Origin of the sequence: Pseudomonas sp. G11-1, from assembly GCF_024031555.1 — a bacterium.
GTDB lineage: Bacteria > Pseudomonadota > Gammaproteobacteria > Pseudomonadales > Pseudomonadaceae > Halopseudomonas > Halopseudomonas bauzanensis.
Genome location: NZ_QEYQ01000001.1, coordinates 1,230,901 through 1,253,089 on the forward strand (window position 1 = coordinate 1,230,901; position 22,189 = coordinate 1,253,089).

At 61.1% G+C, this 22,189-nt stretch carries 18 protein-coding genes and 1 pseudogene; 15 read left to right on the forward strand and 4 right to left on the reverse strand.

Going from position 1 to position 22,189, the window contains the following annotated elements; translation table 11 throughout:
* Nucleotides 1–180 precede the first annotated feature (180 nt).
* Nucleotides 181–1,161: a GlxA family transcriptional regulator gene (locus DHB74_RS05660; protein WP_036989005.1), complete on the forward strand. Its 981-nt coding sequence runs from the start codon at nucleotides 181–183 to the stop codon at nucleotides 1,159–1,161.
* Nucleotides 1,162–1,274: 113 nt separating this feature from the next.
* Here the strand turns inward: DHB74_RS05660 and DHB74_RS05665 are convergent, their stop codons facing one another.
* On the reverse strand, nucleotides 1,275–2,714 hold the full coding sequence (locus DHB74_RS05665; RefSeq protein WP_083392477.1) for a glutamine synthetase family protein: 1,440 nt from the start codon (nucleotides 2,712–2,714) through the stop codon (nucleotides 1,275–1,277).
* Between the two features lie 268 nt (nucleotides 2,715–2,982).
* On the opposite strand from DHB74_RS05665, the gene DHB74_RS05670 reads away from it, so the two are divergent.
* The 11 genes from DHB74_RS05670 (at nucleotide 2,983) to DHB74_RS05720 (ending at nucleotide 14,099) form a co-directional block, all read left to right on the forward strand.
* Complete coding sequence (locus DHB74_RS05670) at nucleotides 2,983–3,753, forward strand: gamma-glutamyl-gamma-aminobutyrate hydrolase family protein (RefSeq protein ID WP_499160970.1); 771 nt, start codon at nucleotides 2,983–2,985, stop codon at nucleotides 3,751–3,753.
* On the forward strand, nucleotides 3,750–5,096 hold the full coding sequence (locus DHB74_RS05675; RefSeq protein WP_036989004.1) for a glutamine synthetase family protein: 1,347 nt from the start codon (nucleotides 3,750–3,752) through the stop codon (nucleotides 5,094–5,096). The genes DHB74_RS05670 and DHB74_RS05675 overlap by 4 nt, the downstream gene beginning before the upstream one ends.
* Before the next feature lie 51 nt (nucleotides 5,097–5,147).
* Nucleotides 5,148–6,518: an aspartate aminotransferase family protein gene (locus DHB74_RS05680; RefSeq protein WP_499160971.1), complete on the forward strand. Its 1,371-nt coding sequence runs from the start codon at nucleotides 5,148–5,150 to the stop codon at nucleotides 6,516–6,518.
* A gap of 227 nt (nucleotides 6,519–6,745) precedes the next feature.
* Nucleotides 6,746–7,843: a polyamine ABC transporter substrate-binding protein gene (locus tag DHB74_RS05685; protein ID WP_499160972.1), complete on the forward strand. Its 1,098-nt coding sequence runs from the start codon at nucleotides 6,746–6,748 to the stop codon at nucleotides 7,841–7,843.
* A gap of 46 nt (nucleotides 7,844–7,889) precedes the next feature.
* Complete coding sequence (locus tag DHB74_RS05690) at nucleotides 7,890–9,026, forward strand: ABC transporter ATP-binding protein (RefSeq protein WP_499160973.1); 1,137 nt, start codon at nucleotides 7,890–7,892, stop codon at nucleotides 9,024–9,026.
* Complete coding sequence (locus tag DHB74_RS05695) at nucleotides 9,023–9,922, forward strand: ABC transporter permease subunit (protein ID WP_036988999.1); 900 nt, start codon at nucleotides 9,023–9,025, stop codon at nucleotides 9,920–9,922. The genes DHB74_RS05690 and DHB74_RS05695 overlap by 4 nt, the downstream gene beginning before the upstream one ends.
* Complete coding sequence (locus tag DHB74_RS05700) at nucleotides 9,919–10,764, forward strand: ABC transporter permease subunit (protein WP_074779497.1); 846 nt, start codon at nucleotides 9,919–9,921, stop codon at nucleotides 10,762–10,764. The genes DHB74_RS05695 and DHB74_RS05700 overlap by 4 nt, the downstream gene beginning before the upstream one ends.
* Before the next feature lie 135 nt (nucleotides 10,765–10,899).
* Entirely contained in the window at nucleotides 10,900–11,673 is a 774-nt protein-coding gene (locus DHB74_RS05705; RefSeq protein WP_499160974.1) for a hypothetical protein, read from the forward strand.
* 38 nt (nucleotides 11,674–11,711) lie between these two features.
* Nucleotides 11,712–12,341: a TetR/AcrR family transcriptional regulator gene (locus tag DHB74_RS05710; RefSeq protein WP_136868726.1), complete on the forward strand. Its 630-nt coding sequence runs from the start codon at nucleotides 11,712–11,714 to the stop codon at nucleotides 12,339–12,341.
* A gap of 43 nt (nucleotides 12,342–12,384) precedes the next feature.
* The gene (locus tag DHB74_RS05715) at nucleotides 12,385–12,885 is read left to right on the forward strand and encodes a DUF4334 domain-containing protein (protein ID WP_499160975.1); all 501 of its coding nucleotides are present in this window, start codon (nucleotides 12,385–12,387) and stop codon (nucleotides 12,883–12,885) included.
* An 89-nt stretch (nucleotides 12,886–12,974) separates the two neighbouring features.
* Complete coding sequence (locus tag DHB74_RS05720) at nucleotides 12,975–14,099, forward strand: aminotransferase class V-fold PLP-dependent enzyme (RefSeq protein WP_499160976.1); 1,125 nt, start codon at nucleotides 12,975–12,977, stop codon at nucleotides 14,097–14,099.
* 71 nt (nucleotides 14,100–14,170) lie between these two features.
* On the opposite strand, the gene DHB74_RS05725 is transcribed toward DHB74_RS05720, so the two are convergent.
* Nucleotides 14,171–14,893, reverse strand: coding sequence for a VC0807 family protein (locus DHB74_RS05725; protein WP_499160977.1), 723 nt, complete (start codon nucleotides 14,891–14,893; stop codon nucleotides 14,171–14,173).
* 90 nt (nucleotides 14,894–14,983) lie between these two features.
* Nucleotides 14,984–15,964: a calcium/sodium antiporter gene (locus tag DHB74_RS05730; protein ID WP_036988994.1), complete on the reverse strand. Its 981-nt coding sequence runs from the start codon at nucleotides 15,962–15,964 to the stop codon at nucleotides 14,984–14,986.
* A 1,177-nt stretch (nucleotides 15,965–17,141) separates the two neighbouring features.
* Between DHB74_RS05730 and DHB74_RS05735 the strand changes: the two genes are divergently transcribed.
* The 3 genes and pseudogenes from DHB74_RS05735 to DHB74_RS05745 all read left to right on the forward strand — a co-directional run bounded on the left by DHB74_RS05735 (nucleotide 17,142) and on the right by DHB74_RS05745 (nucleotide 19,723).
* Nucleotides 17,142–17,750 (forward strand): methyl-accepting chemotaxis protein, encoded by a 609-nt coding sequence (locus tag DHB74_RS05735; RefSeq protein WP_499161033.1) that lies wholly within the window; start codon nucleotides 17,142–17,144, stop codon nucleotides 17,748–17,750.
* A gap of 110 nt (nucleotides 17,751–17,860) precedes the next feature.
* Nucleotides 17,861–18,868 (forward strand): annotated as a pseudogene (locus DHB74_RS05740) (methyl-accepting chemotaxis protein); the annotation flags it as partial.
* On the forward strand, nucleotides 18,860–19,723 hold the full coding sequence (locus tag DHB74_RS05745; protein ID WP_499161034.1) for a methyl-accepting chemotaxis protein: 864 nt from the start codon (nucleotides 18,860–18,862) through the stop codon (nucleotides 19,721–19,723). The pseudogene DHB74_RS05740 and the gene DHB74_RS05745, both read left to right, overlap by 9 nt.
* Before the next feature lie 8 nt (nucleotides 19,724–19,731).
* Here DHB74_RS05745 and DHB74_RS05750 read toward each other — a convergent pair whose 3' ends face one another.
* Nucleotides 19,732–22,089, reverse strand: a complete 2,358-nt coding sequence (locus DHB74_RS05750) for a multiheme c-type cytochrome (protein ID WP_499160978.1) — start codon at nucleotides 22,087–22,089, stop codon at nucleotides 19,732–19,734.
* Nucleotides 22,090–22,189: the final 100 nt, after the last annotated feature.

Sequence of the window (22,189 nt, forward strand, 5' to 3'; positions counted from 1 at the left end):
TGCTGCCATTGTCGGCCCCCTCAGCAATCAAAAAAAGTGGCCTATATGACAATATTCGATATAAATGGGCCACTCCTGCAGCTGCCATCCAAAATAGCCGCTTTGACCCGATACCCTATATAGGATAAATTTGGGCAACCCGTTTTCCACCCGCTGCTACTTCGCTCGAGAGGTAATTCCATGTCCGACATCAGTGTAGTCGTACTGGCCTTTGACGGGGTCAGTCTATTCCACCTTTCCGTCCCCGGCATGGTCTTCGGTGCGGATGAAGGGATCGCTCCTGCTCGCTATGAGGTGCTGTATTGCACGCAGAATCCGGGCCGGATACGGAGTGATCAGGGCGTGATGATCGATGTGCCCCACGGTCTCGATGCCATGGCGAAGGCCGATATCATCATCGTGCCGGCTTGGAGTGATCCCGGGGAGCTCACCTCTCCCGAGCTTACAGCAGCACTGCAACAGGCCCACGAGCAGGGCAAATTGATCGTGGGCCTGTGCTTGGGCGCGTTTGCGCTGGGCCATGCGGGCTTGCTGGATGGCCGCGAAGCCACTACTCACTGGGCCGCGCGCGAGATGTTTGCCAAGCGCTTCCCGCGCACCCTGTTCCGGCCCGACGTGCTCTATGTTGCCGACAGCAATATTGTTACCTCTGCCGGCACGGTCGCGGCCATCGATTGCTGTCTGCACCTGCTGCGCGAGCGCCATGGTTCCGAGGCGGCCAACCATGTCGCCCGGCTGCTGGTCACCCCGCCGCACCGGGCCGGCGGCCAGGCGCAATACATCGAGCGGCCGGTGCCACGCTGTGCCAACGATGACCGCCTGCCCGGCGTACTGGAGTGGGCGCGGGCGAACCTGGCGCAACCGCTGTCACTCGACGCCCTCGCCGAGGTGGCAAAAATGAGCCGGCGCACCTTTACCCGGCGTTTCCGGGAGGCCACCGGTACTACCGTCACCAAATGGTTGAATGCTGAACGGGTGGCCAGAGCCCAGCAATTGCTGGAGACCACCGATCTGTCGATCGAGCGCATTACCTCGGCGGTGGGCTTCGGTACGCCGTTGGCGCTCCGTCAGCAGTTCGCGGCGCAGCTGGGCACGTCACCGTCCAGCTATCGGCGCACCTTCAACAATCAGGTAAACGCGACAGCATCATCAATGGCCTGATTTCATCTCACGAACAGCCGCCGAGCAGGCCGGCCGAAGATGGCGGCCTGCTCGGCACTGGGGTAAACAACCGGCCCGATCTCAACCATGCCTGACTCGGTTACTGGCGCCCGCTATACGGTGTGCAGGTACCACATGTATTCCAGATCCGAGATGGTCTTCTCGAACTCCTCCAGCTCGCTTTCCTTGCACAGCACGAAGACGTCGAGATATTCCTCGCCGATGTATTCCTTCATCACCTCCGAACCTTCCAGCTCACGCAGGGCGTCGCGCAGGTTGGTCGGCAGCGATTGCTCATGCTGTTCATAGGCATTGCCTTCGGTCATTGCCGGCGGCTCGATGCGGTTGCTGATGCCGTGGTGGATGGCCGACAGCAGCGCTGCCATCAGCAGGTAAGGATTGGCATCGGCGCCGCCGAGGCGGTGCTCGATGCGCATGGCGTCCGGCTCGCCGCCCGGTACCCGGACCGCCACGGTGCGGTTGTCGATCCCCCAGGTCGGGGCGCAGGGCACGAAGAAGCTGGGGCTGAAGCGGCGATAGGAGTTGACGTTGGGACACAGGAAGGCCATGTATTGCGGCAGGGTCTCCAGCAGGCCGCCAACGGCCCAGCGCAGGTAATCGGACAGGTTGCCGTCGGCATCCGGGGCGAACAGGTTGCGTCCGTCGCGCTCCAGGCTGATATGCACGTGCATGCCGTTGCCTGCCTGGTCGTGGTAGGGCTTGGCCATGAAGGTGGTGTCCATCTCGTGGTCGTAGGCCACGCTCTTGATCACCCGCTTAAGCAGCACGCTGTAGTCACAGGCCTTGACCGGGCAATCGACGTGATGGAGGTTGACTTCAAACTGGCCGGGGGCCGATTCGGCGACGATGGCGTCAGCGGGGATGCCCTGCTCGTGGGCAGCCTCGATGACGTCCTCGAGAAACTCCGCGTATTCGTCCAGGTCGTCCATGGAGTAGACTTGCACCGAATTGGGGCGTTTGCCGGAGATCGGCGAGCGCGGCGGCTGCGGCCGGCCGGTAATATTTTCCTGATCGATCAGGAAGAATTCCAGTTCGAAGGCCGAAACCGGTTTTACGCCCAGCTCAGTGAAGCGCTCCACCACCCGCTGCAACACGTACCGCGGGTCGGCGAAGAACGGCGTCTTGCGGTCCAGCTCATACATGGTCATCAGCAGTTGCCCGGTCGGGCGCTTCTGCCAGGGCTCGATGCAGAGGGTGCCGGGGATCGGCAGGCAGATGCGGTCGGCATCGCCGATTTCCACACCGAGACCGGTTTCCTCGACGGTGGTGCCCTGGATGTTCAGGGCGAATACCGAGGCTGGCAAGGCAATACCGCGCTCGAAGGCCTTGACCAGGGCCGAGCGGTCGATCCGCTTGCCACGTACGATGCCGTTCATGTCGGCAATCAACAGATCGATGAAGTGGACTTCCGGATACGCCTCGAGAAAGGCTTCGGCTTCCTGCACCGAGGCCGGAACGATGTTCCCAGCGTCAAGGGCGATGACCTCGGCGGGCTCGGTACCGACGCCCGTGACATCGGCTTGAAAGGACATGATGGCCACCTGTTATTTGTAAAATATATCAACCATGACTCTTGAGTTGAGAGTAAATCCGAAAGGCTCCAGTGAGTCAATAGAACCCCGACCGCCCCGAAATGAGGCATGGCTGCACCCTTTACGATCCATATCGGAGACCTGCGGGCCGACTTTTGTCCGCGCTTGTCAGCAGAACATCATCATTTTGTGGTTAGTATTTTTTGTTGCTATTGTATGAAAAATTGAACAACAACCCTTCAGAGTCGTGAGCCGCACAGGCGTTATCATGTCCGCTAACCGCAAGCCATTGATCGGCATATCCTGCTGCACCACCCACTTCGGCCCGCACCCCTTTCATATGGCCGGCGAGAAATACATTCGTGCGGCGCTGGACGCTGCCGGTGGCCTGCCCCTGCTGATTCCAGCCCTGGGCGATGAGCTATTGATCGACCAGTTGCTCGATACCTTCGATGGCCTGCTGTTCACTGGCTCGCCCTCGAATGTCGAGCCCCATCGCTATGCCGGCCCGGACAGCGCTCCGGGTACCCAGCATGACCCGCAACGCGATGCCACCACCCTGCCGCTGATCCGCCTGGCAGTCGAGCGCGATATTCCGGTGCTGGGGTTGTGCCGGGGTTTCCAGGAAATGAATGTGGTCTTCGGTGGCAGTCTGCACCAGCGCCTGCATGAGGTGCCCGGTTTTATTGAACACCGGGAAGATACCGAGCAGCCAGTCGATGTGCAGTATGGTCCCGCCCACGAGGTGCGCATCGAACCGGGAGGCCTGCTTGATCGCATTGCTGGCTGCAGCTCGGCACAGGTCAACTCCCTGCATACCCAGGGTGTGGACCGTCTGGCCCCCGGCCTGCAGCCTGAAGCAACGGCGCCCGACGGACTTATCGAGGCTTTTTCCGTTACCGCAGCCACCACCTTGGCCCTCGGCGTACAGTGGCATCCAGAATGGAAGGTAATGGAAAACCCGTTCTATAGACGTATATTCAAGGCGTTTGGCGACGCCTGCCGGGCCCGAGCCGCCCGGCCCAAGAGGACTGTATGAACAAGATTGAAGCTTTTCTCAGGGAACACAGAATCACCGAGGTCGAATGCATGGTCAGCGACCTCACCGGCATCGCCCGGGGCAAGATCGCGCCGACTGCCAAGTTCATGTCGGAAAAGGGCATGCGCCTGCCCGAGAGCATTCTGCTGCAGTCGGTCACCGGCGATTACGTGGAAGACGATGTCTACTACGATCTGCTCGACCCGGCGGATATCGACATGATCTGCAAGCCGGATGACGAGGGCATCTATCTGGTGCCCTGGGCCATCGAGCCCACCGCGCAAATCATTCATGACGTTTACGACAAGCACGGCGAGCCGATCGAGATGTCGCCGCGCAACATGTTGAAGAAGATCCTGCGGCTGTATGCCGACAAGGGTTGGAAACCGCTGGTGGCGCCGGAGATGGAGTTCTATCTGACCAAGCGCAACGAGGACCCGGACCTGCCGTTGCAGCCGCCGGTCGGTCGCTCCGGGCGCCAGGAGACCGGTCGCCAGTCGTTCTCGATCGACGCCGCCAACGAATTCGACCCGCTGTTCGAGGATATGTATGACTGGTGCGAGGCCCAGGGCCTGGATCTGGATACGCTGATCCACGAGGAAGGCACCGCGCAGATGGAAATCAACTTCCGGCATGGCGACCCGCTGCACCTGGCCGACCAGGTGCTGGTGTTCAAGCGCACCATGCGCGAGGCGGCGTTGAAACACGATGTGACCGCCACCTTCATGGCCAAGCCCATCACCAACGAGCCCGGCAGCGCCATGCACCTGCACCAGAGCATCGTCGACGCGAAAACCGGCGAGAATATCTTCGCCAATGCCGATGGCAGCATGAGTCAGCTGTTCCTGCATTACATCGGTGGCATGCAGCGCTACATTCCCGAAGTACTGCCGCTGTTCGCGCCGAACGTCAACTCGTTCCGCCGCTTCCTGCCGGACACTTCGGCTCCGGTCAACGTCGAATGGGGCGTAGAGAATCGTACCGCGGGCCTGCGCGTGCCCGACTCCACACCGCAGAACATGCGTCTGGAGAACCGCCTGCCAGGGGCCGATGCCAATCCCTATATCGCCATCGCTGCCAGCCTGTTGTGCGGCTATCTGGGCATGGTCAACCACATCGAGCCGACCGCACCGGTGCAGGGCCGGGCCTATGAGCGTCGCAACCTGCGCCTGCCCTTCTCCCTGGAATCGGCACTGGAGCGCATGGAACAGTGCACCGATGTGCAGTCCATCCTCGGCGAAAAATTCTGCCGCGGTTATATCGCGGTCAAACGGGTGGAAAACGAGAACTACAAACGCGTCATCAGCTCGTGGGAACGGGAGTTTCTCTTGCTGAGCGTATAGCGACCGGCGGCGCGCTCCCCGGTCAGGCAGTGGATCACAGGAGTACCGGCAATGACGACAGCAGGCAAACTGACTACCGCTGAACTGCGCGCACTGGATGCAGCCCACCATCTGCATCCCTTCAGCGATCACAAGGACCTGGGCGTCCGCGGCACACGCATCATCGAGCGGGCCTCGGGCGTCTATCTCTGGGACAGCGATGGCAATCGCCTGCTCGATGGCATGGCCGGCCTCTGGTGCGTCAACATCGGCTATGGCCGCACCGAGCTGGCCGACGCCGCCTATCGGCAGATGTGTGAGCTGCCCTACTACAACAGCTTTTTCCAGTGTACCCATCCGCCAGCGGTGCAGCTGGCCAGCGCCATTGCCGAGCAGGCGCCGGCGCACATGAATCACGTGTTCTTCACTGGCTCGGGCTCCGAAGCCAACGACACCGTGGTGCGCATGGTAAGGCGTTACTGGGATCTGCAGGGCCAGCCAGAGCGCAAGACCATCATTGGCCGCATCAACGGCTATCACGGTTCCACGGTGGCCGGCGCCAGCCTGGGCGGCATGGCACCGATGCACGAACAGGGCGACCTGCCCATTCCCGGCATAGTGCATATCGCCCAGCCGTACTGGTACGGCGAAGGCGGCGACATGCACGAGGACGAGTTCGGCCTGTGGGCAGCCCGGCAACTCGAAGAGAAAATTCTCCAGGTCGGTACCGACAAGGTGGCCGCCTTCATTGCCGAGCCCATCCAGGGCGCTGGCGGGGTCATCGTGCCGCCCGCCACCTACTGGCCGGAGATCAAGCGCATCGTCGAGCAGTACGGCATCCTGCTGGTGGTCGATGAGGTGATCTGCGGCTTCGGTCGCACCGGCGAGTGGTTCGGCAGCCAGTACTATGACCTGCAGCCTGACCTGATGCCGATCGCCAAGGGGATGACCTCCGGCTACCTGCCAATGGGCGGGGTGATCGTCGGCGACCGGGTCGCTTCCAGCCTGATCGCCGACGGCGGCGAGTTCTTCCATGGCTATACCTATTCCGGCCACCCGGTGGCAGCGGCGGTGGGCCTGGAGAACCTGCGAATCCTGCGCGATGAACAGATCGTCGACTATGCTCGTAACGAGGCAGCGCCCTACCTGCAGCGCAAGATTGCCGCGCTGGCCGAACATCCGCTGGTCGGCCAGGTGCGCGGTGTCGGCATGCTCGGCGCCTTCGAACTGGTCAGCGACAAGGCCAGCCGGGAACGCTTTCCCGGCAAGGGCGCCGCCGGCAGCCTGTGCCGGGATCTGTGCATCAGCAATGGTCTGGTAATGCGGGCAGTGGGCGACAGCATGATCATGTCGCCACCGCTGGTGATTCAACCGGAGGAGATTGACGAGCTGTTCGATAAGGCCTGGCGCAGCCTGAACATGGCCGCGGAGCAGCTGAGCTAGGGGTGTAAACGGCAAAAACTGGCACAACGCCGCGCGGGGTCTATCCGCCTGCCGCGCGCTTGCATACACTAGCCACGCCGACGGCAACGTCGGGCAGAAAAGACATGGAATAGCCGCCCAGAACCGCTCCGGGCGGTGACAGATCAACCGCTAACGGCTGGCGTTACCGGCCAAACCAGAAGCAGCAGGCCGCCTCGACATGGGCAGCGTCTGCAACAGGAGAAGACATGAAACTTACAATGCGCAAGACATTGCTGGCCATGGCCGTTACCGGGTTGTTCACCAGCGCAGCGTATGCCAACGGCGAGTTGAAGATCTACAACTGGTCCGACTACATCGCCGAGGACACCATCGCCAACTTCGAGAAGGAAACTGGCATCAAGGTGACCTATGACGTATACGACTCCAACGAGGTGCTGGATGCCAAGCTGCTCACTGGCCGCTCCGGCTTCGATATAGTCGTGCCGTCCAATCATTTCCTGACCAAGCAGATCGAGGCGGGTGTATATCAGCCGCTGGACCACAGCAAACTGCCGAACATGAAAAACCTCAACCCGGCGCTGATGGACCAAATGGACAGCATTGACCCGGGCAGCCAGTACTCGATTCCCTACATGTGGGGCACCAACGGTATCGGCTACAACATCGACAAGGTCCAGGCCATCCTCGGTGAGGACGCCCCGCTCGACACCTGGGACCTGGTCCTCAATCCGGAGGTTGCCGCCAAACTGGCCAGTTGCGGCATTTCCATGCTCGACTCCGGTGACGACATGCTGACCTCCACCCTGCAATACCTGGGTCTGGACCCCAACAGCAATGATGCTGACGACCTGAAAAAGGCCGAAGAGCAGCTGATGAGCGTGCGGGGGCATGTGACCTACTTCCACTCTTCACGCTATATCTCGGATCTGGCCAACGGCGAGACCTGCGTTGCTGTCGGCTTTTCCGGGGATATATTCCAGGCCGCAGCCCGGGCCGAGGAAGCGGATAACGGAGTCAACATCGGCTACAGCATTCCCAAGGAAGGTACCCAGCTGTGGTTCGACATGATGGCCATCCCCAAAGGTGCGCCGAATGCCGACAACGCGCATACCTTCATCAACTATATCCTGCGCCCGGAAGTAGTCGCGCCGATTACCGATTATGTGGCCTATGCCAACCCCAACCTGGCGGCCAATGAATTTGTTGACCCGGACGTGCTGAACGACCCGGCGATCTATCCCACCGAGGAAGTCATGGCCAAACTGTTTGTGGCCAAACCGCGCCCGCTGTCATCTCAACGGATCATTACCCGCGCCTGGAACCGGATCAAGTCAGGGCGTTGAACCTTCCCGGGGCCGCTGTTGCGGCCCCAACTGACAGGAGAGCTATATGGTGGGTGCCGCAGGGGTCATGAAACAGGCCATGGCCAAGGCCGAGCCGGTCGAGTTCGTCAAGATCGAGCGCATCAGCAAACAGTTCGATGATGCCCTGGCCGTGGATGACGTGACCCTCACCATCAACCGGGGCGAGATCTTCGCCCTGCTGGGCGGTTCCGGCTCGGGTAAGTCTACCCTGCTGCGGATTCTCGCCGGCTTCGAAAAGCCCAGCGAAGGCCGGGTACTGCTCGATGGCCAGAACATCACCGACTTGCCACCGCACAAGCGGCCGATCAACATGATGTTCCAATCCTATGCGCTGTTTCCACACATGACCGTGGAGCAGAACATCGCCTTCGGCTTGAAGCAGGACAAGTTGAGCAAGACGGAAATCAACGAGCGCGTGGCTGAAATGCTCAAGCTGGTGCATATGGGCAAGTATGCCAAGCGCAAACCCCATCAGCTGTCCGGCGGCCAGCGTCAGCGCGTGGCCCTGGCCCGGTCGCTGGCCAAGCGGCCGAAACTGCTCTTGCTGGATGAGCCCATGGGCGCGCTGGACAAGAAACTGCGTTCGCAGATGCAGCTGGAACTGGTGGAAATTATTGAGCGCGTCGGCGTGACCTGCATCATGGTCACCCACGATCAGGAAGAGGCCATGACCATGGCCCAGCGCATCGCCATCATGGACCAGGGCTGGATTGTCCAGGTCGGCACCCCGGTGGACATCTATGAAAGCCCAGTGAGCCGACATGTGGCCGAATTCGTCGGCAGCGTGAACATCTTCGAGGGCGAGATCACCGCCGACATGGAAGACCACGCGATGATCCACTGTCCGCAACTGGACCGGAACATCTATGTCGGCCACGGCATCACCACCCGTGCCCAGGACAAGAGTGCCATCTACGCCCTGCGGCCGGAAAAGGTCTTTGTTTCGACCGAACAGCCGGAACAGGAATACAACTGGGCTCACGGCGAGGTGCATGATATCGCCTACCTGGGTGGCCATTCGGTGTATTACATCAAGCTCGACAGCGGCAAGATGGTGCAGGCGTTCTTCGCCAACTCCGAGCGCCGGTTGCCACGCCCGACCTGGGAAGACAAGGTCTATGTAAGCTGGGATGACGACGGCGGTGTGGTGTTGCCGTCATGAGAAAGCACCTGCGGCTGCCCAGCGGCAAGGCGCTGGTCATCAGCATCCCCTACCTGTGGATGTTCCTGTTCTTCCTGCTGCCCTTTGTCATCGTACTGAAGATCAGCTTCTCCCAGGCGGCGATTGCCATCCCGCCCTACGAAGCGATCTTCCAGTATGCCAACCAGGCGCTGACGGTTGTCCTGAATATGGGCAACTACATCTTCCTGACCCAGGACAGCCTGTATTTTGCCGCTTATCTCGGCTCGCTGAAGATCGCCCTGGTGGCGACGCTGGTCTGCCTGGCGCTTGGCTACCCGATGGCCTATGCCATCGCCCGGGCGCCCCGTGAGCGGCAACTGATCTATCTGCTGCTGATCATGATGCCGACCTGGACCGCCATCCTGATTCGGGTCTATGCCTGGATGGGGATTCTCAGCAGCAACGGCCTGCTCAATTCGGTCTTGCAGAGTATCGGCCTGATCGACGCGCCATTGCAGATTCTCAACACCAATACCGCAGTCTATATCGGCGTGGTCTACGCCTACCTGCCGTTCATGGTGCTGCCGCTGTATGCCAATCTGGTCAAGCACGACGAGACGCTGATCGAGGCCGCGACCGACCTGGGTGCCAGTCGCATCAAGGCGTTCTGGAAGGTAACCGTGCCGCTGTCCCGCTCAGGCATCATCGCCGGCTCCATGCTGGTATTCATCCCGGTGGTCGGTGAGTTTGTCATTCCCGAGCTACTCGGCGGGCCGGAAACCCTGATGATCGGCAAGGTACTGTGGCAGGAGTTCTTCAACAACCGTGACTGGCCGGTGGCTTCGGCGCTGGCGATCGTGATGCTGGCGATCCTGCTGATTCCGATCACCTTGTTCCATTACAACCAGGCCCGGGAATTGGAGAAAAAAGCATGAGGCGTCCCGACTTTTCCAGCGTCGTGCTGTGGCTGGGTCTGGTGTTCATCTACCTGCCGATGATCATTCTGGTCATCTATTCGTTCAACGCCTCGCGGCTGGTGACGGTGTGGGGCGGCTGGTCGATGCATTGGTACGTCGGCCTGCTGGATAACTCCCAGCTGATGAGCGCCGTCAAACGCAGCCTGCAGATCGCCTTTTACACGGCGACCGCAGCGGTAGCCTTGGGTACCCTGGCGGCTTTCGCCATGAGTCGCTTCCAGCGCTTTCGCGGGCGTACGCTGTTTTCCGGGATGGTCACCGCGCCGCTGGTAATGCCCGAGGTGATTACCGGGCTGTCCCTGTTGCTGCTGTTCGTGGCGCTGGCGCAGATTCTGGAATCGCTGTTCGGCGTGCTGTTCGACCGCGGCATGCTGACCATCTGGATTGCCCACACTACCTTCTCGGTGGCCTATGTCGTGATTGTCGTGAGTAGCCGCCTCGGCGAGCTGGACCAATCCATCGAAGAGGCGGCGCTGGACCTGGGCGCTCCACCATGGAAGACCTTTCTGCAGATCACCGTGCCGATGATCGCACCCTCGATCCTCGCCGGCTGGCTGCTGGCTTTCACCCTGTCGCTGGATGATCTGGTCCTGGCCAGCTTTGTCTCCGGCCCCGGTTCGACCACGCTGCCAATGGAAATCTTCTCCGCCGTACGCCTGGGTGTGAAACCAGAGATCAATGCTGTTGCCAGCGTGATCCTGTTCGCCGTGTCGCTCCTGACCCTGCTGATCTGGTTCATCGCCCGTCGTGCCGACAAACGCAGTCGGATGCTGCCGCCGGATGACGAACTGGCCGGCTAAGCCGGCGGCAGCGCGTACAGACCATGTAGTCCATTTTGTGGGAGCGGCCTTGGCAAACGACTCCAGCAAGGTTATTCTCTGAAAACTGAATGAACATTCATTCAAATACAAAACAACATCAGGAGAATTACCACCATGAGTCAGGGTAACGTTGAAATCTACGATCTGATGGCATGCAACGTGTATATGGATTTCGAGAACACCGGGCTGCCCAAGGAACAGCACAAGTTCCTGATCGCCTTTCATCCAACCAATGGCGCGCCGGTTCACGAGTTGATCGACAGCATCACCGCCCGCGGCCCCGACGGCTATGTGGTAGAGGTAGCCAACCAGCCATTCACCATCACCAACCTCAACGGCCACATCTTCGACCGCACCACCAATGCGCACTGGTACATGGTGAACCTGGCCACCGGCTTCATGACGCCCGGCGAGTACACCATCGAGGTCAAGTGCAAGGACGGGTCGGTCAAGAGTATTTCCCGGCTGCAGAACAACGAGCCTTCCGATCGGCTGATGGCAGCCTATCTCAAGCACCGCGATACGCTCAAGGCCAGCTATAGCCCCGGCCAGGGCGAAAAACTGCCCGCCGGGACATCACTGGAAAAGGTCGCCATTGACTGCGCCTCGTTCAAGGAGCTGACCGGCGAGGACGCCTGGTACGTATTCCGTATCTGCGAGGCGGCCAACAGCAAGGAGTTCGATCCACAGAACCTGTACTGGTGGGACAATATATTCCTCGAGCGCTTCACCAATCCGGACGCCGGCAAGAACCGCAATCATCTGGTGATCGGCAATGCGCTGAAGCAGAACACGGCGTTCACCTACTTCACCGAGCTGACCGATGGCAACACCATGGGCGGCACCAACATCTGCATCTTCCAGCCATACCAGACTTTTTACACCTGAACGCTGTACGAACAGTCGGAAGCGGTTAGAATGCAGCGATGAATAATCATTCCAAAACCGCCAACAACAAGGCACAGGCCCCGGCCAGAGCGGCTCGGCCGCGGATCAAGGACAAGCGCAGCGCCATCCTGCAGGCGGCACTCAAGGTGTTCGCCGAGGGGGGCGTCAATGGCGTGCCCATGCCGGTAGTGGCGCAACAGGCCAATGTCGGCACGGGCACTATCTATCGCTACTTCGAGAGCAAGGAACTGCTGGTCAACGAGCTGTTCCGCGAGCAGAAGATAGCGATAAACCAGCGCCTGTATGGCGATCTCGATCTGCAGCGCCCGACGCGGGAGCTATTCGATGAGGTCTGGCGCCGCATGGTGCTGTTTACCCGTGAAGCGCCGCACGCCTACCGCTTCATGGAACTGCAGGACCATCGGCCCTACCTCGATGAGGCCAGCCGGCAATTGGAGCATGAGGCGCTGGCACCTATCCTGGCGCAGTACCGGGCATTGCAGAAACGCGGCATATTCCGCGCTGATCTGCGGGCCGAGGTACTGATGACGCTGGTATGGGGCGCCTTCGTCAATCTGATCAAGGCCGAGCGCGATGGCCATATCAGCCTGAGCGATGCCGATATCGATGCTGCCAGGGACGCTTGCTGGAGTCTGTGCACTGGTTGACCCGACTGTTCGCATTACACCACACACCCTAGGGATGAATGACATGCGAACAATGACTGCAACACTGGCCGCCCTCGGCCTGACTACCCTGCTTACCGGCCACAGCCTGGCCGCGGATGCAGAACAACAGTGGCTGGAGATGATCGCCAGCGGTGAAGCCTATTCGGCGGAGACTCTGCTGCCGCTGTTCAAACAGCTCGAACCGGTGGATACCGACTTCATGGTCGGCACCTGGAAGGGCGGCAGGTTCGATGGCGGCGCCGAGCCGGACCCGATCAACTGGTACGGCAAGCGTTTCACTTCTCCCACGGATGTGGAGCCGCTACTGGTGACCAATGCCGACGGCGAGGTCGTCACCTACGACCGCCTCGGCGCTGCGCAAATGCGCCAGGTGGTGTTCGATGGCAAGGCGTCTGCCGCGCTGATCTACGACAGCCAGCCGATCATGGATTATTTCCGCAAGGTCAACGAGAACGTGGTCATCGGTCTGGGCGACATCAAGGGCAAGCCCACCGACTTCTTCTTCCACCTGACACAGCAATAAGCCGTACTTGCAATCGCCCGGTATTGGGATAGGGTTTCAGAACGGGCCGGCATCACACCGGCCCACCCTACTCTGTAAGGAGATTGCCCGTGTCCAGCCTGGTTCCCGCTGTCGATCCCGACGGCTTGCTTGAATACTCAGTGGTATTCACCGATCGCTCGCTCAATCACATGTCGGCAGCCTTCCAACAGGTGATGCGTGATATCTCGTCCAACTTGAAAGACGTCTACAGTGCGCAAGGCGTAGCCCTGGTGCCCGGTGGCGGGACCTATGGTATGGAGGCGGTAGCCCGGCAATTCGCCCGGGGCAAACGCTGCATGGTGCTGCGCAACGGCTGGTTCAGTTATCGCTGGTCACAGATTTTCAGCGCAACCGAGTTACCCGCCGAGGAAATCGTATTCAAGGCACGCCAGATCCGCAGCGGTGATCAGGCCCCCTTCGCGCCGGCACCAATCGAGGAAGTGGTCGCAGCCATTCGCGAAAGCAGACCCGACCTGGTATTCGCACCCCATGTGGAAACCGCTTCGGGCATGCTCCTCCCGGACCATTATCTGCAGGCCGTCGCGGCGGCAGTCCATGAGGTTGGCGGCCTGTTCGTGCTCGATTGCGTGGCTTCCGGCACCCTCTGGGTGGATATGCAGGCCTGTGGTGTTGATGTGCTGATCAGCGCGCCGCAGAAAGGCTGGAGTTCATCACCCTGCTGCGCGCTGGTCATGTTCAGCGAGCGCGCTCTGGCGCGCCTCGAGCAGACCACCAGCAATAGCTTTGCCGGAGACCTGAAAAAATGGCTGCAGATCATGCAGGCCTACGAGAATGGCGGTCATGCCTACCATGCAACCTTGCCGACCGACGCCTTGCAGCGCTTTCGCGACACCATGCTGGAGACGCGTGATTACGGTTTTGCGCGAGTAAAACAGGAGCAGCTGGAGCTCGGCCAGGCCGTACGCGCACTGTTGAGAGAAAAAGGTTTTATCAGCGTGGCAGCGGACGGTTTCGAAGCAGCCGGCGTGGTGGTCTGCTATACCGCCGACGACCGCATTCACAACGGCAGCGGTTTCATCAGCCAGGGCTTGCAGACCGCCAGCGGCGTGCCGCTGATGTGCGATGAACCCGCCAGCTTCAAGACCTTCCGCATCGGCCTGTTCGGCCTGGACAAGTTGCATAACCGCGAGCGCACGGTGGATAACCTGCGCGCGGCGCTGGAGGCGCTTTAGCAATCCCGCGTGAAGCGGGATTGTCAGATTGGAAAAAGGGATTTGTAGGAGCGGTGGGAAACAGCTGGATGTTACTTCTTGTCCGCCTGGCTCACCGCCATGATTTCTTCCATTTTCAACCCGGTCAGGCCATGGATGGTCCGCCACAGGTAGAACAGGATGCCCATCATCATGATCATCGAAGGAATGGCGATCATCGGGTAGCTGACCAGGGTCATGCGACCCAGCTCGGCATTGAACGCCTCAGTGCCGGCCGGACTGACCACTATCCACTTGGCAACCATGTAATTCATGACCGAGGAAAAGAAGAAGGTCCCGGCCAGGAAATAGGTAGCCTTGAGCAAGCGCTGTTCGAATATTTCATGCAGCCCGCGCTCCTGCAGACGCTCATCGACGCGCTGCACATTCAGCACCTTGTCGTTGTACAGCAGGGTGCGGATCAGCGGATAACGGGTGCGGGTGGAAAACAGCACCGCCAAGCCGATAACGCCGGGCACAGCTGCTTCCTTGATGGCCAGCCACTGCGGGTCGAGTTCCAGCAGACCGATGCCGCCGGTGAGGAAGACGCTGATGACGCCCAGCACCGCAATGAAGTTGTACTTGCGGTAGCGGATCAGCTCGAACAACCCCCAACCCAGTGGAAAGGCCAGCGCCAGGATCAGCGCCTGGTGCGGACCAAAGTGCGCCTCGCCGCTGAACTTCATCAGGATCACCGAGGGGATCACGATGCTGACCAACAGGTCGATCATCGGGCGGGGTTTGTGTTGCGGGGTCTCGCGCAGAGCTTCATTCATGGTATCGGGTGGTTCTCGTCTTCGTTGCACATATCATACACACAGCGGCTGACTGGCGCAGGACGCCGAACCGACCAGCCGCTGGCCTTTTCAGGCGGCGGCAGCCATGGCGGTCCATACCAACAGCCCGGTGTAACCACAGAAGACCGTCAGCAAGCCTGCGCCTTCCACTCTATTGATCCGCCCGGGTCGGCCACGCCAGGCAACACACATCAACAACAGGGCAACGGTCAGGCCTGCCATCAACGCCCAGTCACGGGTCAGGGCCTCCGGCGGCGCGGCCAATGGATTGATCACCGCGGCGAGGCCGACCACCCCGAGCGTGTTGAATAGCCCCGAACCGATAATGTTACCCAGCGCCAGATCATGTTCGTTCTTGCGGATGGCAGCCAGCGAGGATGCCAGCTCAGGCAGCGAGGTGCCTATCGCAACAATGGTCAGGCCGATGATCATGTCATTGATACCCAAGTCGCTGGCGATGAACACCGAGCCCCAGACCAGCAGGCGTGAGCTCGCGATCAAGAGTATCAGCCCCAATACCAGCCACATGATTGCTTTGCCCAGGGGCATGGTATCGGCCAGGTATTGTTTGCGAATTTCATCAGCGACTACATCGTCCCGGCTGCGCATGCCATCGCGAATCGACAGCGCCAACAACAGTGCGAAGACTACCAGCAGCACGACACCATCGGCGCGGCTGAGATAACCGTCATACACCTGCCACCCCGCCAATGCGGTGATGCCCAACAGAATGGGCAGCTCGCGTCGCACCACCTGCCCATGGACGGAAATCGGGCTGATCAGCGCAACCAAGCCGATGATCAAGGCAATATTGGTGATGTTCGAACCCCAGGCGTTCCCCAGCGCAATGCCTGAGTTGCCCTGCAATGACGACAATGCCGACACCGACAGCTCGGGGGCAGAGGTACCAAAGCCGATGATCAGCATGCCGATCAGCAACGGTGGCATGCCCCCATGTACGGCGGCCGCGGAGGCACCTTCAACGAAGCGATCGGCACTCCAGACCAGCACAACGAGACCGATAATGATGGCGGCAATGGCAAGCAGCATGTCTGTTTACATTCCAGTCGATAAGAAAGGCGCAGTATGAGTTAAAGTTCTGGCGGTCGCCAGCCGACACAACCCGCAGATCAACAATATTCCTCCAACGCCCATCCACACCCGTGTGCTTCTCCGGGGCGTTGTCGTTCCTCTTTTTCGATGGGATTTACTGATGGTACTCAAGTCCTCCCTGCGCCGGCAGAGCCTGGCGCTGATCATCGGCAGTCTGTTGCTGATGCTAGCCGTAGCCCTGGTCAGCGTGTTCTCGCTGGTCCAGGAGCTGCGCAACTATCGATCGTTGATGGAAGGCCCCCAGGCCACCGCCGGACTGATCAACGAGACCAACCTGACATTCAAGACCCAGGTCCAGGAATGGAAAAACGTGCTGCTGCGAGGCGGTAAGCAAGCCGATCTGGACCGCTATTGGCAACAGTTCCAGCACAGCGAAAAGCAGGTGCAACGCCTATTGGGACAGATCCTCGAGCTGGAGCTGTCGCCGGCTTTCCATGAGCGGGTGTCTTCGTTGAAAAAAGGGCACCTGACGCTGGGTGCAGATTACCGTGACGGCCTGGAGCGGTTTCTGGCCGCCGGTCGCGACCCGGTGGCCGGCGACAATCTGGTCCGTGGTATCGACCGCGATACCAGCGATCAGCTGGAGCAACTGGTGACGAGCCTCAACCAGCATGCCGCCAGCGAGATCGAGCGCATCCGCGCGGCCACCCTGCGTACCGTCTGGCTGTCGATATTGATCATGGTCGCCGCCACGCTTTTGATCGGCGGTCTGGCCAGCTGGCTGATCAGCACCCAGTTGATCAACCCCATCACTCATCTGATCCGGCAGGTCGAACAACTGAGCCAAGGCCGCTTCGGCGAGCAGATCAGCAGCCAACGCCAGGACGAACTGGGGGTACTGGCCCGGGCCGCCAATCAACTGCGCGGCTTCCTCGCCGAAACGGCGGAAGGTTTGCGCCATGGCACCACCGAACTCGACCGCGCCAGCGGCGGGCTGAATACCGTCGCCACCCGTATGGCCCAGGGCAGCCGGGAACAATTCTCCCGCACTGACCAGGTCGCGGCTGCGATCCAGGAAATGTCCGCCACCAGCGCAGAGGTCGCCCGCTACGCAGCCGATGCCTCCAGCGCCGCGGATGCCGCCGACGATAATGCCCGCAATGGCCGCGTGGTGATGACCGAGACCATCGATTCCATGCAGGCACTGCTGCGGGAGATCCAACGCACTGCCGAGGTGGTTCACCAACTGGAAAACGATAGCCTGCGCATCGGCAAGGTGCTGGAGGTGATCCAGAGCATTGCCGAGCAAACCAACCTGCTGGCTTTGAACGCCGCCATCGAAGCCGCCCGCGCTGGCGAGGCCGGGCGCGGTTTTGCCGTCGTTGCCGATGAAGTACGCACCCTGGCCAAGCGCACCAGTGAGTCCACCACGGAAATCCAGACCATCATCAACAGCGTGCAGAACGGTGCCGAGGAAGCGGGCCGGGCTATCGAAGCAGGCAGGAGCCGCAGCGACACCAGCATGCAGCAAGTCACCCTGGCCGGCGATAGCCTGCAACAGATCGCCCTGGCGGTCGAGTCCATCCGCGACATGAACCGGCAGATCGCCACCGCCGCCGAGGAGCAGACCAGCGTGTCGGAGGACATCTCGCGCAACATCACCGAAATCACCCAGATTGCCGCTACCAATCAGGAAGAAGTTGATCACACTGCCCACGCCAGCGCAGCGCTGCATGAGCTATCAACCGAACTGAATCAGTTGGCCGCCCGGTTGCATGCATGAGCCGGAGCTCACCATAACAACAATAACCAGCTATACCCTTTTTCACACACCGGAGAGCAACATCGATGAAAAGCTGGTTTGACAACCTCAGTGTCAACCTGAAACTTGGCATGGGCTTCGGCCTGGTTCTGCTGTTTACCCTGATCCTTTCAGTGATCGGCTGGCGCAGCCTGGGCATCCTGATCGAAGATGGCAACCAGGCGGGCGAGGTCGCCAGGCTGGAAAACACCTTGAGCAAACTGCGCATCATGCGCATGCAGTACCTGGCGGCGAACGGCGACGAGACGATCGCCAATCAGGTGCAAGACCAACTGGATGCATTTGGGACAGAGCAACGCCATCTGGCCAACGAACTGACCCATGCCGAGGACCGCAATACCGCGCAACCCCTGCCGGGCATCATCGATGCCTATCAGATCTCGCTGAATAGCATGCGAGCCGCCTTTGCCAGCCGCAACGCCGCTCTGCAGGCGATGAATCAACAGGCCAGCCAGATGGCCGAAGTGCTGGCGACAATGCAGAACCAGGCCAACCGCAATGAAGATGCGCAGCTGATGCAGGCCGTTGACGCTTTTGCCACCAGCTTTCTACAAGTACGCTTCGATAGCCTGATACTCAGGGCCGAAGGCGGCGCCGAGGCAGAGCAGGCGTTCAACCTTGCCGTGGCAGCCGCCACCAGCGACCTGGAGCAACTCGATCGATTGCTGCTCGGGGGCCAACAGGATCTGCTGAGTCGGGCGCAACAGATACTGGGTGACTACCTGGCTCAGCATCAACGTTACGAGGCCGGCACCAGCCAGATCGTCCAGGCTCGCCAGGAAAATGCCGTGCAGGGCGCCGATATCATGCGCATCACCGAGCAGCTGCGACAGACACAGCTGGAGCGTGGCGATCGGCAGGCAACCTCCGCCCGCGTATTGCAGGTCACCATGGCTGTACTGGCCCTGCTGATCGGCGGTCTGAGCGCCCTGCTGATCACCCGTCAGATTACTGGCCCGCTGAGAGAAACCCGCCAGACCTTGCAGCGCATTGCCGATGGCGATCTGACCCATAACCACGCCGTAACCCGCCGCGATGAGTTCGGTGAACTGCAACGGGGCGTGCAACGCATGGCAGACAGCCTGCGCGAGCTGATCGGCCGGATTCATGAAAGCGTCACGCAGATTGCCAGCGCTGCCGAGGAGCTGTCCGCCGTCACCGAGCAGACCCGCGTCGGCATCAACAGCCAGAAGGAAGAGACTGACCAGGTGGCAACCGCCATGCAGGAAATGTCGGCCACCGTCCATGACGTAGCGCGTAACGCCGAGCAGGCCTCACTGGCGGCCACCAGCGCCAATGGCGAAGCCCGCAACGGCGACACGGTGGTGAACGAAGCCATCAGCCAGATCGAACGCCTCGCCGAAGAAGTTACCCGCTCCACCGAGGCTATGGAGCTGCTGAAGCAGGAAAGCAGCAAGATCGGTACGGTGATGGATGTGATCAGGGCAGTAGCCGATCAGACCAATCTACTGGCTTTGAACGCCGCTATCGAAGCCGCCCGCGCCGGGGAAGCAGGGCGCGGTTTTGCGGTGGTTGCTGATGAAGTGCGCTCCCTGGCCCAGCGCACCCAGCAATCCACCGAAGAAATCGAAGCTCTGGTAGCTGCCGTACACAGCGGCACCCAACAGGTCGCCAGCCGACTGAGCAGCAGCCACACCCTGGCCGGCAACAGCGTGGAGCTGACCCGCACCGCGGGCGCAGCGCTGAGCAGCATTACCGAGAGTGTGTCCAACATCCAGTCGATGAACCAGCAGATCGCCGCGGCGGCCGAACAGCAGAGCGCGGTAGCCGAAGAGATCAGCCGCAGCGTGGTCAACGTGCGCGACGTGGCCGAGCAGAGCGCGACCGGTAGCGATCAGACCGCCGCCTCCAGTATCGAACTGGCGCGGCTGGGTAATGAATTGCAGGTGCTGGTGAGCCGGTTCCAGGTGTAGGACGAGGTTTACCTGTCCGTAGCAGCGTCCGGCAGGCGGCGCGCCAGTTCCAACGCCTGCTGGTCGCCCGGATCGCGCTCGAGCAACGCATCAACGAACTCTCGGGCCAGCCCCGGTTGACCATGCCGGAAGCTGAAGCTGGCTCCCGCCCATAGCACGTCGCGGTCAGTGGGATGCAGTCGGCCGGCTTGACGCAGGATGGTCAACGCCTCCTCCGGCGCTGACGGCTCCACCGCCACCGCTAACACGTAACCGGTACGCGGTTCGTCAGGCTGCAGCACCCAGGCGCGTCGCAGATGTTCCAGCGCCGCTTCACGCTGTTGCTGACGCACCAGTGACAGCCCCAGCGCATAATGCAGCATGCCTTCGGCTGGCAGTATCACCAGCACCTCGCGCAAAAGCCGCTCCGTGGTTTTCTCCCGCCCCTGCGAGCGGTACAAATCAGCCAGGTTCAGGTAGTTTGCCGCGTCCAGCGGTGCAGCTTTGATCGCCTGACTCCAGGCCTCCTCCGCCTCTCCCGCGCGCCCCTGCCGCAAACGCAGCAGGGCCAGTTGGCCAAGGTGGCTGGAGCGTTCGGCATGCAACGCCAGCTCTTCTTCATATTCGCGCAGCGCGCGCTCGAAAGCCGGCTGTATGGCAGGCGGCAGATCGACATCCACCAGCTGACTGGCAGCCAGCGAGCGCAGGCTACGCAGCGGGTCGGCCAGCAGCGGCGCCAGGTAGTGCCGACGCAGCGCCGCAGGGCTATCCCCCAGCGCACGGATGCTGCCCAGGCGTACCAACGGATCGGGGTCTTGTAACCCCTTGGCCACAGCCTGCTGCTGGACCTGACCGAGCTGCGGTTGCAGCCGCTGCGCCGCGCTGCCGCGCACTATCGGCGCCAGTTGCGGATCGTTGACCAGGGTCGCGAGGTCCTGTTGCGCGGCCGGCAGTCCCTGATCGGCGGCGGCGATGGTGGTCGCAGGGGATGCCTGTTGCCAGCGGCCCTCCGGGAACCAGCCGGCAATCTGCTGCGCGGCCCAGTCCGGCTCGCGGTCGGTATGGCACCCGGTGCAGGCGTCTGGGGTACCCAGTTGTCGGGCCAGGTCGGGGCGCGGTACGGCAATGTTGTGATCGCGGCGCGGGTCGATGACCATATAGGTACGCTCCGGCATATGACAGCTGACACACTGGGCGCCACTCGAATCGGCAGCATGGTAATGATGCGTGGGCCGATCGAACTCTGTCGGCAGGTGGCAGCTGCTGCACAGTGCATTACCCTCGGCACGCAGCGCCTGGCTGTGCGGCTGATGACAATCACTGCAGGTAACGCCGGCGGCATGCATGCGGCTCTGGGCGAAGCTGCCGCTGATGAATACTTCCTCGCGCTGCTGGCCATCGGCAAAGTACAGCGGATCGCTGAGCAGTTCGGGGCGGTAGAAATCCAGCAATGGCAGGCCGGCGTGATACCCCTCGGCGGTAGCACTGCGCAACGAGTGGCATTGGGCGCACACCTGCTGTTCCTTGTCCGTGCTCAGCGGCACGCTGCGCCGCGCCGTTACCCGCTCCAGTTCATGCAGCCAGTGCATGTCCTGGCGCTCATCCAGCAACAGTGTCAGCCCCTTGTCTGGCCATTCCTGCCCCTGGGTCCATTGCAGATGCCGACTACCAGGCCCATGACATGCTTCACAGCCCACCCCCAGCTCCGACCATTCGGCGGCGAAGCTCTGCGTCTGCGCGTCGAAGCCCTTGCGGTAATCGGTAACGTGGCAGTCGGCGCACATGAAATTCCAGTTCTGCGCCGGGCCAGTCCAGTGCAAGGGGCTGTCATGCCGCACCTGCTCGTCCGGATACAGATGGAACCAGCGCTGGCCTCCCGCTGCGTGCGGCCGGGTATCCCAGGCGATAGACAGGGCCTGCAGGCGGCCACCGCCCAGATCGATCAGGTACTGCTGCAGTGGGTCCAGACCGAAGGTGTGCAACACCTCGTATTCGGTCAACTGTCCGTCGGCACCGTCGGTGGTGACGAAGTAACGCCCGTCGCGCTGCTGGAAACGCGAAACGGTGCCGGCATACTCGAAGCGGCTGTCATTGAAGTCCGCCAACACCGTCTCGGCACTGGCATGGGCCATGGCATGGGCATGCTGGGATTCCTGCCAGGCCTGATGCTGCTCGGAGTGGCAGCCGGCACAGCTGGCGCTGCCGATGAAGTCTGCCGGCGTCTGGTTGCGGACCACTGACGGTGCAGGCGTTTCAACCGGGACGGCCGCGGCTGGTTTGGCGGGACGATACTGGCTGGCAAAGTAGCTTGCCAACGCCAGCAGCAACACGGCGACAGCCAATGCCAGCCAGCGCCATTTGCGAGAGGAGTGTTCGGATACTGCCATGGTGCGGTCCGATTATTATTGGATTGGGCGAATAATGCTTGCCCGGCAGACCCGTGGCTACCCCTGGCGCGTAGAAACCTGCGCACAACCACCAGTGTTT

Excerpts from the sequence above, each read along its gene's own strand:
- DHB74_RS05735 (WP_499161033.1), top strand. The coding sequence starts at position 17,142 with ATGACCGAGACCATCGATTCCATGCAGGCACTGCTGCGGGAGATCCAA.
- DHB74_RS05665 (WP_083392477.1), bottom strand. The coding sequence starts at position 2,714 with ATGTCCTTTCAAGCCGATGTCACGGGCGTCGGTACCGAGCCCGCCGAG.
- DHB74_RS05730 (WP_036988994.1), bottom strand. The coding sequence starts at position 15,964 with ATGCTGCTTGCCATTGCCGCCATCATTATCGGTCTCGTTGTGCTGGTC.
- DHB74_RS05695 (WP_036988999.1), top strand. The coding sequence starts at position 9,023 with ATGAGAAAGCACCTGCGGCTGCCCAGCGGCAAGGCGCTGGTCATCAGC.
- DHB74_RS05675 (WP_036989004.1), top strand. The coding sequence starts at position 3,750 with ATGAACAAGATTGAAGCTTTTCTCAGGGAACACAGAATCACCGAGGTC.
- DHB74_RS05745 (WP_499161034.1), top strand. The coding sequence starts at position 18,860 with ATGGCAGACAGCCTGCGCGAGCTGATCGGCCGGATTCATGAAAGCGTC.
- DHB74_RS05705 (WP_499160974.1), top strand. The coding sequence starts at position 10,900 with ATGAGTCAGGGTAACGTTGAAATCTACGATCTGATGGCATGCAACGTG.
- DHB74_RS05670 (WP_499160970.1), top strand. The coding sequence starts at position 2,983 with ATGTCCGCTAACCGCAAGCCATTGATCGGCATATCCTGCTGCACCACC.
- DHB74_RS05710 (WP_136868726.1), top strand. The coding sequence starts at position 11,712 with ATGAATAATCATTCCAAAACCGCCAACAACAAGGCACAGGCCCCGGCC.
- DHB74_RS05680 (WP_499160971.1), top strand. The coding sequence starts at position 5,148 with ATGACGACAGCAGGCAAACTGACTACCGCTGAACTGCGCGCACTGGAT.
- DHB74_RS05700 (WP_074779497.1), top strand. The coding sequence starts at position 9,919 with ATGAGGCGTCCCGACTTTTCCAGCGTCGTGCTGTGGCTGGGTCTGGTG.
- DHB74_RS05750 (WP_499160978.1), bottom strand. The coding sequence starts at position 22,089 with ATGGCAGTATCCGAACACTCCTCTCGCAAATGGCGCTGGCTGGCATTG.
- DHB74_RS05685 (WP_499160972.1), top strand. The coding sequence starts at position 6,746 with ATGAAACTTACAATGCGCAAGACATTGCTGGCCATGGCCGTTACCGGG.
- DHB74_RS05725 (WP_499160977.1), bottom strand. The coding sequence starts at position 14,893 with ATGAATGAAGCTCTGCGCGAGACCCCGCAACACAAACCCCGCCCGATG.
- DHB74_RS05715 (WP_499160975.1), top strand. The coding sequence starts at position 12,385 with ATGCGAACAATGACTGCAACACTGGCCGCCCTCGGCCTGACTACCCTG.
- DHB74_RS05690 (WP_499160973.1), top strand. The coding sequence starts at position 7,890 with ATGGTGGGTGCCGCAGGGGTCATGAAACAGGCCATGGCCAAGGCCGAG.
- DHB74_RS05660 (WP_036989005.1), top strand. The coding sequence starts at position 181 with ATGTCCGACATCAGTGTAGTCGTACTGGCCTTTGACGGGGTCAGTCTA.